The 13,698-nt window shown below is 69.8% G+C and carries 12 protein-coding genes; 4 read left to right on the forward strand and 8 right to left on the reverse strand.

Annotated features, from left to right (window positions below):
- Positions 1-25: 25 nt before the first annotated feature.
- The 5 genes from ACFWW9_RS31690 to ACFWW9_RS31710 are packed head-to-tail and all read right to left on the reverse strand — an operon-like array spanning position 26 to position 3,548.
- A complete protein-coding gene (locus ACFWW9_RS31690; RefSeq protein ID WP_390385552.1) occupies positions 26-904 on the reverse strand; it encodes a bifunctional 5,10-methylenetetrahydrofolate dehydrogenase/5,10-methenyltetrahydrofolate cyclohydrolase in 879 nt (292 codons plus the stop codon).
- On the reverse strand, positions 901-1,470 hold the full coding sequence (locus ACFWW9_RS31695) for a cyclodeaminase/cyclohydrolase family protein (protein WP_390385554.1): 570 nt from the start codon (positions 1,468-1,470) through the stop codon (positions 901-903). Before ACFWW9_RS31695 ends, ACFWW9_RS31690 begins: the two co-directional genes overlap by 4 nt.
- Positions 1,470-2,561 carry a PLP-dependent aminotransferase family protein gene (locus ACFWW9_RS31700; RefSeq protein ID WP_390385556.1) on the reverse strand — a complete coding sequence of 364 codons (1,092 nt, stop codon included), beginning with the start codon at positions 2,559-2,561 and terminating at the stop codon, positions 1,470-1,472. Before ACFWW9_RS31700 ends, ACFWW9_RS31695 begins: the two co-directional genes overlap by 1 nt.
- A gap of 33 nt (positions 2,562-2,594) precedes the next feature.
- Entirely contained in the window at positions 2,595-2,930 is a 336-nt protein-coding gene (locus ACFWW9_RS31705; protein WP_390385558.1) for a hypothetical protein, read from the reverse strand.
- A gap of 33 nt (positions 2,931-2,963) precedes the next feature.
- Positions 2,964-3,548, reverse strand: a complete 585-nt coding sequence (locus ACFWW9_RS31710; protein ID WP_390385560.1) for a sigma-70 family RNA polymerase sigma factor — start codon at positions 3,546-3,548, stop codon at positions 2,964-2,966.
- 70 nt (positions 3,549-3,618) lie between these two features.
- Here ACFWW9_RS31710 and ACFWW9_RS31715 point away from each other — a divergent pair, with 70 nt between their 5' ends.
- From ACFWW9_RS31715 to ACFWW9_RS31725, 3 genes are all read left to right on the forward strand, one after another.
- Positions 3,619-4,374 (forward strand): NADPH-dependent F420 reductase, encoded by a 756-nt coding sequence (locus ACFWW9_RS31715; protein ID WP_390385571.1) that lies wholly within the window; start codon positions 3,619-3,621, stop codon positions 4,372-4,374.
- Complete coding sequence (locus ACFWW9_RS31720; RefSeq protein WP_390385562.1) at positions 4,374-5,441, forward strand: maleylacetate reductase; 1,068 nt, start codon at positions 4,374-4,376, stop codon at positions 5,439-5,441. Before ACFWW9_RS31715 ends, ACFWW9_RS31720 begins: the two co-directional genes overlap by 1 nt.
- A 205-nt stretch (positions 5,442-5,646) precedes the next feature.
- Entirely contained in the window at positions 5,647-6,606 is a 960-nt protein-coding gene (locus tag ACFWW9_RS31725) for a GDSL-type esterase/lipase family protein (RefSeq protein WP_390385564.1), read from the forward strand.
- Between the two features lie 821 nt (positions 6,607-7,427).
- Here the strand turns inward: ACFWW9_RS31725 and ACFWW9_RS31730 are convergent.
- The 3 genes from ACFWW9_RS31730 to ACFWW9_RS31740 all read right to left on the reverse strand — a co-directional run bounded on the left by ACFWW9_RS31730 (position 7,428) and on the right by ACFWW9_RS31740 (position 10,667).
- Positions 7,428-9,302, reverse strand: coding sequence for an ABC transporter ATP-binding protein (locus tag ACFWW9_RS31730; RefSeq protein WP_390385573.1), 1,875 nt, complete (start codon positions 9,300-9,302; stop codon positions 7,428-7,430).
- A 120-nt stretch (positions 9,303-9,422) separates the two neighbouring features.
- Positions 9,423-9,626, reverse strand: coding sequence for a cold-shock protein (locus ACFWW9_RS31735; protein ID WP_106189155.1), 204 nt, complete (start codon positions 9,624-9,626; stop codon positions 9,423-9,425).
- A gap of 324 nt (positions 9,627-9,950) precedes the next feature.
- Complete coding sequence (locus ACFWW9_RS31740) at positions 9,951-10,667, reverse strand: PP2C family protein-serine/threonine phosphatase (protein WP_390385567.1); 717 nt, start codon at positions 10,665-10,667, stop codon at positions 9,951-9,953.
- Between the two features lie 385 nt (positions 10,668-11,052).
- On the opposite strand from ACFWW9_RS31740, the gene ACFWW9_RS31745 reads away from it, so the two are divergent.
- On the forward strand, positions 11,053-13,551 hold the full coding sequence (locus ACFWW9_RS31745) for a M14 family zinc carboxypeptidase (protein ID WP_390385569.1): 2,499 nt from the start codon (positions 11,053-11,055) through the stop codon (positions 13,549-13,551).
- The last annotated feature ends 147 nt before the right edge of the window (positions 13,552-13,698 follow it).

A 13,698-nucleotide genomic window follows, 5' to 3' on the forward strand; every position in this document is an offset into this window, starting at 1 on the left:
GGTCGGGGGCCCTTCGGTCGTTCGGTCAGCGCCGCCAGCTCGGCTGGCGACGGCGTCCGGGCACCGCCTGCGCGGTCTCGGCCGCCTCGACGGTGTGGCGCAGCAGCAACGCCGTCGTCACCGGCCCCACGCCACCGGGGACCGGGGTCAGCGACCCCGCCTTCTCGGCCACGCCCGCGTCCACGTCGCCGACCAGGCCGCCGTCCGCGGAGGCGTTGGTGCCGACGTCGACCACCACGGCGCCCTCGCGCACGTGGTCGGCGGTGATCAGCCCGGCCTTGCCCACGGCCGCCACCAGCACGTCGCCGGTGGTGGTGATCGCGGCCAGGTCGGCGGTGCGCGAGTGGCACACCGTCACGGTCGCGTGCCGGTCGAGCAGCAGGTGCGCGACGGGCTTGCCGACCACGACGGACCGGCCGACCACGACGACGTGCTTGCCTTCGAGGGCCACCTCGTGGTGCTCCAGCAGGGCCACCACCGCGGCGGCCGTCGCCGGGGCGAACGCGGGCAGCCCGGCGGCGAGCCTGCCGAGCGAGGTCGGGTTGGAGCCGTCGACGTCCTTGCGGACGGCGATGTTCCCGGCCAGCTCGGCGACCGACAGGCCGTCGGGCAGCGGTGTCTGGAGGATGACGCCGTGCACGGCGCCGTCCGCGCTGAGCGCTGTCAGCGCCTCGACGACGTCGGGCCCGGTGGCGGTGGACCCGAGGTCGACGACGTCGCAGGCGATGCCGACCTTGTCGGCGGCCCTGGCGATCGACCGGACGTACGAGGCGCTGGCCTCGTCGTCGGTGGCCGTCACGACGGCCAGTCGTGGGGGAGTGCCGTCGACGGCCAGCTTGGCCGCCCGCTCGGTCACGTCCTCGCGAATCGTCGCGGCGAACTCCTTGCCGGACAGCGTGATCACGTGCGGATCTCCTCGCGAACGCTTGCGGTCACCTGGTCGGCTCGTGCGACCAGTCCGTCTACATCGGACACCACTGCGGCGCCGTTGATCTCCACGTTGACCCGCGCGGTGGTCGCCGCGGCACGGGCGGCGTCCGCCGCCGCGGCCACGTCGGTGATCACGTTGCGGTTGGCAACGGGCAGCAGCGCCTCGGCCAGCGCGACCAGCCGCTCGGCGACGGCGATGGTCCTCGTGGGAGGCACCGCCGCCCCCGCGAGCGCTTGCGCGATGGCCGACGACCGTTCCGGGCCCTTGGGCAGCCGGTAGGCGTCGGTCACGGCCGTGAACGCGACGGCGTCGTCCTCCGCCAGCCGCAGCGCCTCGTCCCGCAGGCCGTCCACTTCGGACAGCACCGCGGCGATCGACTCGGCGTGCTCGGCGTGCTTCGGGCCGTCGCTGTAGCGGGCGACCATGCCCAGCAGCGCCGCGGACTGCGCGGCGTGCAGGGCGGCGGTCGCCCCGCCACCCGGCGCGGACACCCGCGCCGCCAACTGCTCCAGGAACTCCCCTAAGGGCAGGTCGCGCATCAGGCGTCGAGCGCGCGCACAGCCGCCGCGAGGCGGGTGACGCCCTCGTCGATCTCGTCGGTCGACAGGCCGGAGAACGCCAGGCGCACCGAGTCCTCACCGCCGTCGAGCAGGAAGTCCGCGCCCTTCACGAACGCGACGCCGTGCTCGGCCGCCTTGACCGCGAGCGCGTCGATGGACACGCCGGGCAGCCGCACCCACATGAAGTAGCCGCCCTGCGGCGCGGTGTACTCGGCCTCCGGCAGCTCGCGGGCCAACGCCGTGACCAGGGCGTCCTTGCGCTGGCGGAGTGCCGCGCGGACCGTGTCGATCGACTTGTCCAGGCGACCGGACCGGCAGAACTGGTTCACGATCGACTGCGCGACCATGTTGGGCGAGATGTACGTCGTGGTCGCGAGCTTGGTGATGCCCTCGATCACCGACACCGGGCCGACCAGGTAGCCGACGCGGATGCCGGGGCACACCGTCTTGGAGAACGACGACGCGTAGACGACCTTGTCGGACTTGTCCTGCGACAGCATCGTGGGCATCTGCTCGCCCTCGAAGCGGATCGAGTAGTACGGGTCGTCCTCGAACAGGACGAAGTCGTACTTCGCGGCCAGCTCCAGCAGCCGGGCCCGCTTCGGGGCGCTCAGCGTGTAGCCGGCGGGGTTCTGGAAGTTGGGGATGATGTGCGCGAGCTTCGGGCGCACACCGCTCTCCAGCAGCGCCTCGACCGCGTCGACGTCGATGCCGTCCTCGTGCAGCGCGACCGGGTACACCTCGGCGCCGCGCTGGCGCAGGTTGAGGAGGGTGCGGTCGTAGGTCGGCGCCTCGACGATGACGGCGTCACCGGGGGAGACGAGCTGCTCGAACAGGAACGCGTCCGCCTGCATGGAACCGTTGGTGACCAGCACCTGCTCCACCGGGACGCCGTGCTGCTCGGCGATCCACTTCCGCAGCGGCACGTACCCGACGGCTGTGCCGTACGCGGTCGTGCCCGCGGCGTCGTTGGCGAAGGCGAGCTGGGTCGCCTCGACCAGACCTTCGGTGTCGATGATGTCCAACGAGGGGGCGCCGCGCGTGAAGCCGATCGCTGCCTGGGAAGCCATGGCGGAAAGCCTACCTCCGCCGGTTTTCCCGCCTCAGAGGCTCCACTGGTGGGTGAGGTCGGCGTCGTCCGACCCGGTCAGCAGGCTACGGGCGGTGATGAGTTCGGCACGGCCCTCGGCGGTCATCCCGTTGCTGAAGTGGTTGAACGCGACGCCGAGGTGCCTGCGGGCCGCCGCGACCGCGCCGAGGGGGTCGCGCTCGGCCAGCACGGCCAGCTCGCGCTGCACGGTGGCCACGCGCGTGGCGAAGTCCACCATCGCCTGGTTCACCACGGTGCACGGGTCCGCCGCGGCACCGGCCTCCAGCACCTGGCGCAGCGCGGACTCGACCGCGGAGCGCAACACCGCCACTGGCGTTTCGTCGCTCACCCCGTGGAATCTAGGGGAACCGCTGGTCAGCACCTAACGGCCCGCCGCGCCGACGGTCTTGCGCAAGTGGGTCAACGCGCGGTGCTGAGCCACCCGAATGGCACCGGCGGTAGACCCGATCGCCTCAGCCGCCTCGTCCGCGGACATCCCCAGCACTACGCGCAGTACCAGGATCTCCCGTTGGCGCTCCGGAAGTGTCCTCAGCAATCCACCCATTCGAGTGGACAGATCCTCCAGCACGGCCCTCTCCTCCGGTCCGGCGGACGTCTCCTGCACGTCCGGCAGCTCGGACATGGGCTCGGCGCGGTTCTTCGCGGAGGCGCGGTGGGCGTCCGCGACCTTGTGCGCGGCGATGCCGAACACGAACGCGAGGAACGGCCTGCCCTGGTCCCGGAACGTCGGCAGCGCCGTCAGCACGGCGAGGCAGATGTCCTGCGCCACGTCGTCGGCCGAGCCGAACGTCCGCTCGTTGCGACCCACGCGGGCCCGGCAGTACCGGACCACGATCGGGCGAACCGATTCGAGGAGCAGGCGCGTCGCCGCGGCCTCGCCTCCGACCGCCCGCCGCACGACCTCGGGGTCGAGACCGGGATCGCCGGTCTCGGGTAAGTGCGCCACCGTCCGGACCACTCCGTTCCTCCGATTCGCCAGGATCTTCCCCCGCTTGCCGGAAGGCGCTCCCGCACTCTTGCGGATCAGCCGGAATGATCCACGTGGCCGCGCGCGTTGGACCGGACGAAGGCAAGCTGCACACCACGGATTCCAACGCGGGGAGCACCAAGTGAAGATCGGGATCATCGGGGCGGGGAACATCGGCGGCGCGCTCGTGCGCAGGCTCACGGCCCTCGGGCACGACGTGTCGGTGGCCAACTCGCGCGGCCCGGAGACGCTCGCGGACCTGGCCGCCGAGACCGGCGCCAAGCCCGTGCTGTTCACCGAGGCCGCGCGCGGCGCCGAGGTGGTCGTCGTGACCATCCCGCAGGCGAAGGTCGCCGGGCTGCCCGAGGGCCTGCTCGACGAGGCCGCCGAGGGCGTCGCCGTGATCGACACCGGCAACTACTACCCGCGCGAGCGGGACGGGCGCATCGACGAGATCGAGGACGGCGGCCTGACCGAGAGCCGCTGGGTCGCGAACCAGCTCGGCCACACCGTCGTGAAGGTGTTCAACGGCATCTACGCGCAGCACCTCCAGGACAAGGGCGTGCCCGCGGGCACCGAGGGCCGCATCGCGCTGCCGGTCGCCGGTGACGACGCCGCGGCGAAGGCCAAGGTGCTCGCGCTCGTGGAGGAACTGGGCTTCGACGCGTACGACGCGGGCGGTTTGGACGAGTCGTGGCGCCAGCAGCCCAACACGCCCAGCTACGGTGCGGACGCGTCCCTCGAGACCCTGCCCAAGCTGCTCGCCGAGGCGAGCCCGAAGCGAACGCCGGAGTTCACCGCCTGATGAAGCCCTTCGTCCACGAAGTCCGCTCGACCCGGATCGTCTTCGGCTCCGGCACCGTCTCGCAGGTGCGGGCCGAGGTGGAGCGGGTCGGCGGCAACCGCGTGCTGCTGTTGGCGAGCAAGCGGCTGGACGACGTCGCGCGACGGGTCAGGGACTCCCTCGGCCCGTCGCTCGCGGCGCGGTTCGACGGGGCGGTGATGCACACGCCGGTCGAGGTGACCGACCAGGCGCTGGACGTGCTGCTGTCGCACAGCGCGGACTGCGTGGTGGCGATCGGCGGCGGGTCCACGACCGGGCTGTCGAAGGCGCTGGCGGCGAGGACGAACGTGCCGCAGGTGATCGTGCCGACGACGTACTCGGGGTCCGAGGTCACCGCGGTGCTGGGGGAGACGAGGGAAGGCCGGAAGGTCACGCGGTCCGCGCCGGAGATCCGGCCGGAGACCGTGGTCTACGACGTGGACCTGACGCTTGACCTGCCGGTGTCGTTGTCGGTGACGAGCGGGATCAACGCACTGGCGCACGCCGTGGAGGCGCTGTACTCGCCGCAGGCCGAGCCGATCACGGACGTGATCGCGGTGGACGCCGTCGCGCGGATCGCCCGCGGGCTGCGGGGGCTGGCGGCCGCACCGTCCGATGTGGACGTCCGGGCGGACCTGCTGACCGGGGCGTGGCTGGCCGGGACGTGCCTGGGCTCGGTGGGGATGGGGCTGCACCACAAGCTGTGCCACACGCTCGGCGGGTCGTTCGGGCTGCCGCACGCGGAGACGCACACCGTGGTCCTGCCGCACGCGATGGCGTACAACGCGCCGTTCGCCGAGTCGGCGATGGCGCGGGTGGCCGGGGCGCTGGGCGTGCCGGACGCCGCGGCCGGGGTCTTCGACCTCGTGTCGTCGGTGGGCGGGCCCACGTCGTTGCGGGCACTCGGCTTCCCGGAGGAGGACCTGCCGCTGGCGGTGGAGCTGGCGACCTCGCGCGCCTACCCGAACCCCCGCGAGGTGACGTCCGAGGGAGTGGCGGTGCTGCTGTCCGACGCGTGGCACGGCCGTCGGCCCGCCGGACGTCGTTGACGATCTCCGGTCGCCCGGATGGGTGATTCGTGAAGCCGAACCCAGCGTGTTTGGGCTTCGGGCACTTCGTTGTCGTGCGGTAACGCCGATATTACGGTGATTTTGCGTCGACCGGCGCGAAATGGCCGTGATCTTTCCGGGAGTTGCCATGCGCGTCGGTGCGCTAATCGGGGCCCTGCTGATAGTGGGGGCCGTAGCCCAGCCCGTGTCCGCCGCACCCGCCGACACCCGGCCCACGGCCATCGTGTCGCTGGGGGACAGCGCGATCTCCGGCGAAGGGGCCGGGTCGTACGAGCCGGGCACCGAAGGCGAGAACGGCAACTGGTGCCACCGGTCGACTCGGGCGCTGGTCCACCAGACGCAGGTGGCGTCCCGGACGATCAACCTGGCGTGCTCCGGGGCCGACTCGGCGAACGTGTCGCTGGCGGACACCGTGCACTACACGGAGGGGTCGCAGGCGCGGCGGTTGATCGAGATCGCTCGGGTCAACCGGGTGACGACGGTGATCCTCCAGATCGGGGCCAACGACGACCCGCAGTTCGCGGACACGATCGTGTCGTGCATCGCGGCGTGGGTGAACCCGTTCGGGAGTTCCTGCCGGAGTTCGTTGCAGACGCAGTGGCCCGCTCGGTTGGCCGCCATGGCGCCGAAGGTGGAGGCGGCTATCGCCGATGTGCGGTCGGCTATGACGCAGGCCGGGTATGCGGCGGGGTCGTACAACTTCATCCTCACGTCGTACGCGTCGCCGGTGACGGAGAAGATGGACAAGGTCCTGCACGGGCCGCAGGGGTGTCCGTTGCGGCTTGCCGACGCGGAGTACGGGCGGACCGTTGCGGTGCCGCAGTTCTCGGACGCGTTGCGGGGGGTTGCGGCTCGGGCCGGGGTGAAGTTCCTGGACTTCGCTCGGGCCACGGAGGGGCATGAGGCTTGCAGCAAGGGGAACAGCAGTGCGGGGGAGTGGCAGCGGAGGATCACCGTGGACCCGGAAGCGTTGGTGCACGGTGGGTTGGACGCCATCGGGATCCACCTGGCGCAGCAGTCCTTCCACCCGAACGCTGAAGGGCACGCGCAGTTGGGGCGGTGTGTGACGGAGTTCGTGGCGGCCGGGGTTGGGGCCGCTCGGTGCTTGGCCGGTGCTGACGGGAACTTGCACGCGGTTGCGTAGTTCTTGGGGCGGCCGTCGGGGTTCTCTCGGCGGCCGCCGGATTCCGCGTGGGTCTCCTGGCGGCTGCGGCTTCCAGCGGGGTGCTTCCAGTGGCCGCCGGTTCCGGCGGGGTCGGTCGGTGGCTGCGATTTCCAGCGTGCTGTGGCCGATTTGACATGGGGACCCCTCATTTCGGCCTTTGTCGGGCTCAAAAGGCGGTCCAAAGAGAGTCCCGCCCGACCACAATTTTAAGGCCGAAATCCCCATGTCAAATCGGCCACGTTCCGTGGCCCGCACCCGCAAGTCCCAGCCCAGCCTCCAGGCTTGCCCCCCGTTCCGGCCCAGCCTCCAGGCCTTGCCCCCAGTCCCTACCTGGTCACCAGACTTGTCCCCAGTCCCTGCCCGGTCATCGAACCTGTCCCGGTTTGAGCCTGGTTACCAAGCCTGCCCCGTCCCCGCCCGGTCGCCGGCTTGCCGCCACCCCGTTGGTCTGGTCGCCAAGCCGGCTGCCCGTCCCAGCCCGCTTGCCGAGCTTGTTTTGGCCCCAGCGTTGTCATCGAGCGTGTCCTCGGTTCCAGCCTTGGTCATCAAGCCTGTTCCCAATCTCTGCCTGGTCACCGAGCCTGTCTCCAGTTCCAGCCCAGTTACCGGGCCTGCTGCCAGGCCCTTCCTGGTAGCCGAGCTTGCCCCGGCCCCGGCCCCGGCCTTGGCGTCAAGCCTGTCGCCATCCTCAGTTCCAACCTGGTCGCCGCGCCCGCCCCGCGTCTCGTCCCTGCCCCGTCGCCAATCCCGCCGCCATTCCCGTCCTGGTTACCAGGTTCGGTCTTGATCTTCGTCTTCATCTATGCGGCTGCGGTGTTCTGTTGTTGGCTGAATTGGGTGCGGTGTAGTTCCTCGTAGCGGCCGCCCTCTGCCATCAGGGTGGTGTGGGTGCCGCGTTCCACTACCCTGCCGTCCTCGATCACGAGGATGAGGTCTGCTGCTCGTACTGTCGACAGTCTGTGGGCGATCACGACGGAAGTCCTGCCTGCCAAGGCTTCTGCCAGTGCTTCCTGTACCGCTGCCTCCGAGGTGGAGTCCAGGTGGGCTGTTGCCTCGTCTAGGACTACCACTCGTGGGCGGGCCAGTAGCAGTCTTGCGATGGTGAGGCGTTGGCGTTCGCCGCCTGAGAGGCGGTAGCCGCGTTCGCCCACCACGGTGTCCAGGCCGTCCGGTAGCGAGCTGATCAAAGTGGACAGTCGGGCCCGGTCCAGGACTTCCCAGATTTCCTCTTCCGTCGCTTCCGGCCTTGCCAGTAGCAGGTTTGCGCGGATGGACTCGTGGAATAGGTGGCCGTCTTGGGTGACCATGCCCAAGGTGTTGCGCACCGCTGCCGCAGTGAGGTCTCGGACGTCCTTGTCGCCCAGGCGGATGGTGCCCTGGTCCACGTCGTAGAGCCTGGCCGCCAGTTGGGCGATGGTGGATTTTCCGGCTCCCGATGAGCCCACGAGGGCGATCATCTGGCCTGGCTCGGCGCGGAAGGAGACGTTGTGGAGGACGTCTACTCCGCCCCTCGTGTCCAGGGTGGCCACTTCTTCCAAGGAGGCCAGGGAGACCTTGTCCGCCGACGGGTAGGCGAAGGTGACGTTGTCGAACTCGATCGCGACCGGGCCGTCGGGAACTGTTGTGGCGTCCGGCTTTTCGGCGATCAAGGGCTTGAGGTCGAGGACCTCGAAGACGCGTTCGAACGACACCAGGGCGCTCATGACCTCCACGCGTGCGCTGGCCAGCGCGGTGAGGGGGGAGTAGAGGCGGGTGATGAGCAGGGCCAGGGCGACCACCGCGCCGGGTTCCAGTTGGCCGCGCAGGGCGAAGAAGCCGCCCAGGCCGTAGACGAGGGCCAGCGCGAGTGAGGAGACGATCGTCAACGCGGTGAGGAAGACCCACTGGACCATGGCTGAACGGACGCCGATGTCGCGCACTCGGCGTGCCCTGGTGGCGAACTCGGCCGACTCGCCCTCGGGGTTGCCGAAGAGCTTGACGAGGGTGGCTCCCGGTGCGGAGAAGCGTTCGGTCATCTGGGTGCTCATGGCGGCGTCGTGGTTGGCCGCCTCGCGTTCCAGGGCCGCGAGTTTGCCGCCCATGCGTCGGGCCGGGAGGACGAACACCGGGAGCAGCGCCAAGGCCAGCAGGGTGATCTGCCAGTTGATGCCGAGCATGACGACCAGGGTCAGGAGCAGGGTGACGAGGTTGCTGACGACGCCGGAGAGGGTGTCGCTGAACGCTCGCTGGGCGCCGATGACGTCGTTGTTGAGCCTGCTGACCAGCGCGCCCGTCCTGGTGCGGGTGAAGAACGCCACCGGCATGCGTTGGACGTGGTCGAAGACCGCTGTGCGGAGGTCGAGGATGAGGCCCTCGCCGATGCTGGAGGAGAGCCAGCGGGAGAGGAGGCCGACGCCCGATTCGACCACGGCGATGACGGCGATGAGGCCCGCCAACGCCACCACGAGGTCGAGCGGGCCGCCGTCGTTGATGGCGGTGACGATCCTGCCCGCGATCACCGGGGTCGCCACGGTGAGGACGGCGGCGAAGACGCTGAGCGACAGGAACTTGATGAGCCTGGCGCGGTGCGGTGCGGCGAACCGGGCTATGCGCCTCACGGTCGCCTTGGAGAAGGGGCGCTTGTCCTGCTGCGCGTTCATGACGTGGTGGAGGGACATCCACGCTGTCGTGTCCATGCTCATGGGACAGACCGTAGGACCTCGACTTAAGGTGAGGTCAACGGATTTTCCGGCCCTGGAACGCGGTGTGGGCCCGCACTCCCCTTGGAGTACGAGCCCACAACTTCACGAAGCAGATCAGACGGTGCGGACCTGCTGGGCCTGCGGGCCCTTCTGGCCCTGGCCGATCTCGAACTCCACGCGCTGACCCTCGTCGAGGGACTTGAAACCGCTGCCCGTGATCTCCGAGTAGTGGACGAAGACGTCAGGACCGCCACCGTCCTGCTCGATGAAGCCGAAGCCCTTTTCGCCGTTGAACCACTTAACAGTGCCCTGCGCCATGCGACTAACTCCTTGTAAGCCTGAGTCAGGTCCTCACGACGAGGAACCCTGATCTCTCCCGGTATCTTGCCACGTCTGGGCCGGTTTCGCGTGGTCGTAGTTGAAGAAGCGGGCTAAATCACGTTGTTCGACCTGGTCAGGGCCATATTTTTGGTCCGCGGCCGAGCGATTTTCGAGGCCTTCGGGGGCCATTTTCGTGCCTGGGCCACCTGTTCGAGTGAACTCGGCGGCTGAAGTGACCGTGGGGAAAGTCGAAGTTGACATGTGATGTGAATCACATATTTCCGAGTTTCGTCAGGAAAAATAGTCGAAAAATGAACTTCTTCACCCCACGTCGACCACGAGCGCGGTCGCGTTGTCCGTGCCGCCGGCCCGCAACGCGGTCGCCACGAGCAGCGCCGCGGTCGTTCCGGGGTCGCCCGCTCCGGCCACGACGAGCCGGAAGCCCTCCGGCGTGAGGCGCTTGTGGACGCCGTCCGTGGTGAGCACCAGCCTGCCGCGACCGGCGGGCGCGTGGGCCAGGCCGATCGTCGTCGGGGTGCTCAGCCGGACCGAGTTCGTCACCACGTGCTCCATCCGCTCCGTCGGCGTCTGGCCGTGGCTGCGGAAGTACTCGGCCACCGTCTGGTCGGTCGTGAGCCGGGTCAGCGCCGTCCCGTCCCAGAAGTAGGCCCGCGCGTCACCCGCCCACGCGACGGTGAACCCGCCGCCGAGCCGCAGCGCGGCCGTCACCAGCACCGCGTCACCCGCCCGGTGGTGTTCGTCGTCCGGCAGCCACGCCTCCAGCGCGGCCCGCGCCGCCGCCACCGCCCGACCCGCGCCCACGTGGGCTGCTTCACGGGCCGCGGCCCGCGCGGCGAGCCGGGCCGCGTGCCCGGACCCCTCCGAGTCGCCGATCCCGTCCGCGACGGCGTAGGCCAGACCGCCCGTCGCCGGGTCGCGGTGGGCCGCCGAGGCGTCCGCGTTGTGGCTACGCCGACCCCGCTCGCTGCACGCCCCGCTGGTCAACCGGACCGGCCGCGGCACCTGTTCCACCAGCATGGCGTCCTCCTCGTCGTTCGCGCTGACTCCAGGAAGCCCGAACAACCGAAGAGCCGCCCCAGAAACAGCTGTCAATCGGCTGAGAACCCATCGTGCCGACGGCGGATGTGCTCCCGGTCGAAGATCGCCGGCGCGGGGCCGCTCCGCCAGGGTCACGGGCGCGCTCGCTCCTGGTCGAGGACGTGCTCGACCCGACGTGGACGCGGCCGGGGCGTCGACCTCGGCGAAGTCCGCGCGGACACCGGCGGGAGCCGTCGACCCGGCGGCCTCCGCATCACCTGTCGAGACGCTGAAAGCACCTACTAACAGGGGTTTTGCGGCCGCGAAGCGGTAGTTACGGTGTCGCTCGCACGGCACGCTGCCGGCCGACTGAGGGGTGTACCAGATGACGTCCAGACGGAAACCTGTAGTACGAGCGGTGATCGCGGTGGGCATCAGCTCCGCCGTGGTGTTCGGGCTCACCGCGCCCGTGGTCTCGGCCGCGGAGAACGTCCTCCGCGCCGACCGCTCCGTGGCCCGCTCCTGCTTCGCGAGCGTTCTCCCCGCTCGCACCGCGGGGGTCGACCGCCGCGAACTCACGTCCACAGTGGACGGACTCGTCCAGGCGAGGCTGGCCGCCGCGAGCGGCGCGGCGGGCGACTGGGACGTGGCGGTGTTCGACAAGACCACCGGAAAGCTGGTCGCCGCCTCGACCGCGCTCGGCTCCCGTGAACTGGCCGAGAGCTTCGTGACCAAGGGCCAGCAGCTCGTGGTCCAGGGCTGCCGCTACGCCGGTGACGCGCGGTCCGCCGTGCTGGGCGTCGACTTCCTCGCCCTCACCCCGGAGGGCACGCCCACTCCCGGCGTGACCGCGAACGCCGCCCCCGAGACGGCCGAGCTGGTCCGCGTGGAGACGGCCGACCAGAAGGAGAAGAGCAAGCTCCTCGCGCTCGGCCTCGACGTGACGGAGAAGGCCGACGCCACCGGCGTTGACGTCGTCATCGCGGGTGAGGCCGACCGCAAGGTGCTGCGCGACAGCGGTTTCCGCTTCGACGTGCTGAACCCCGACCTGTCCGCGACCTCGCGCGACAACGCCCGCAAGGACGCGGAGTTCGCGGCCAAGACCCCGCGCACCGCGCTGCCGTCCGGCCGCACGAGCTACCGCCACCTGTGGGAGTACAACTACGAGATGAAGGAGCTGGCGCGCAAGAACCCCAAGCTGGTCCGCGCCTTCACCCTCCCGCACCCCACCGTCGAGGGCATCGACGTCGTCGGCGTCGAGATCGCCTCGACCGTCGGCAACCCCAAGGACGGCAAGCCCGTCAACCTGCTCATGGCCACCCACCACGCCCGTGAGTGGCCGTCGGCCGAGCACGCCATGGAGTGGATCTACGAGCTGGTCGACGGCTACGCCCACGACAAGGAGATCCGCGGCCTGGTCGAGCGCACCCGCAACATCATCGTCCCGGTGGTCAACGCCGACGGCTTCAACATCTCCCGCGAAGCCGAGCCGAAGGGCGACTTCAGCCGCTTCGACTACGAGATGAAGCGCAAGAACTGCCAGGCCTCCGACTCGCCGGAGCAGTTCCGCACGGGCGTCTGCAAGGCCAACCCGGCGGGGGCGCAGCGCGGCACCGACCCGAACCGCAACTACGCGGGCTTCTGGGGCGGCGACGGCGCGACCACCAGCTGGTCGGGCGAGACCTTCCGCGGCGCGAGCCCGTTCTCCGAGCCGGAGACGCAGAACATCCGCGAACTCGTCTCGAACCGCCAGGTCACCAACCTGCTGACGCTGCACACCTACTCCAACCTGGTGCTGCGCGTCCCCGGCGTCTTCGGCACCCGCCCGCCGCTGGACGAGCCCGCCAACAAGGCGCTCGGCGACCTGATGGCGTCCCGCAACGGCTACACCAGCCAGCCCTCGTGGGCGCTCTACGACACCTCCGGCACCACCGAGGACTGGTCGTACTGGGCCACGGGCGGCTACGGCTACACCATGGAGATCGGCCTCGACGGCTTCCACCCGCCGTACGCCACCGGCGTCGTCGCCGAGTACCTCGGCCAGGCCCCGGCGCAGGGCGCGGGCAAGGGCGGCAACCGCCAGGCGTTCATCGACATGCTGACCAACGCCGCGACCCCGACGGCCCACTCCACGCTCACCGGCACCGCGCCGCGCGGCTACGAGCTGACGCTGCACAAGTCGTTCCAGACCCCCACGTCCCCGATCCGCCAGCCGGACGGCACGACGAAGCCCGCGATCTACGTGCAGGACACCCTCAACTCCACCCTGGCCACCACGGGCGGCAAGTTCACCTGGGCGGTCAACCCGTCCACCCGCCCGTACGTCGCGGGCCGCTACGGCCGCGACCCCCAGGGCCCCGTCCAGCAGACGATCCAACTCCCGAACCCGACGGGCATCCCGGCCGAGAACACCAACTACCCGGCCGACACGACGGCCGAACGCATCCCGTTCACGATCAAGGGAATGCCGGAGGTCGACAACGGCAAGGTGGCGGTCACCATCAACTGGGCCACCCCGAACACGGACTGGGACCTGTTCATCCTCGACGCCAACGGCCAGACAGTCACCTCTTCGGCCCAGGGCGGCACCAACTCGGAAACCGCAACCCTCTTCGACCCGCCGGCAGGTGAGTACACGGCGGTGATGGTCAACTACGCCCAGGCGAACCCCAGCACCCCGGACGACTGGACCACGGGCCGCGTCGAATTCGCCCCGCCAATCCCCGCCACCTACGGCCCCAAGGAGTCCTACCAGCTCACCTGCAAGGACCGCAGGGGCCACATCGTCGGCCTGGCCGACGTCTTCGTGGACAGGGGCCAAACCGTAGACGTAGGCGCGGTCTGCACCAACTCGGCCCGAGAAACCAAACAGCGCAAGCGATAACAACATCAAGGTAAGACAGCCGTCGTGGGGGGGGGCCCGGCAAAAGGGGTAGGACCCCCACCAACAACCGACACACAATGGTGTGCCCCAAAACCCCGAAGGGTTTAAAAAAAAAAAAAAACCCCCACAGAAGGAGGGTTGAGTTGT

Source organism: Umezawaea sp. NPDC059074 (assembly GCF_042738955.1).
Classification (GTDB): domain Bacteria; phylum Actinomycetota; class Actinomycetes; order Mycobacteriales; family Pseudonocardiaceae; genus Umezawaea.

Coding starts and splice junctions, on each gene's coding strand:
- ACFWW9_RS31720 (WP_390385562.1), top strand. CDS start 4,374: ATGAAGCCCTTCGTCCACGAAGTCCGCTCGACCCGGATCGTCTTCGGC.
- ACFWW9_RS31695 (WP_390385554.1), bottom strand. CDS start 1,470: ATGCGCGACCTGCCCTTAGGGGAGTTCCTGGAGCAGTTGGCGGCGCGG.
- ACFWW9_RS31740 (WP_390385567.1), bottom strand. CDS start 10,667: ATGCTGGTGGAACAGGTGCCGCGGCCGGTCCGGTTGACCAGCGGGGCG.
- ACFWW9_RS31745 (WP_390385569.1), top strand. CDS start 11,053: ATGACGTCCAGACGGAAACCTGTAGTACGAGCGGTGATCGCGGTGGGC.
- ACFWW9_RS31700 (WP_390385556.1), bottom strand. CDS start 2,561: ATGGCTTCCCAGGCAGCGATCGGCTTCACGCGCGGCGCCCCCTCGTTG.
- ACFWW9_RS31735 (WP_106189155.1), bottom strand. CDS start 9,626: ATGGCGCAGGGCACTGTTAAGTGGTTCAACGGCGAAAAGGGCTTCGGC.
- ACFWW9_RS31730 (WP_390385573.1), bottom strand. CDS start 9,302: ATGGACACGACAGCGTGGATGTCCCTCCACCACGTCATGAACGCGCAG.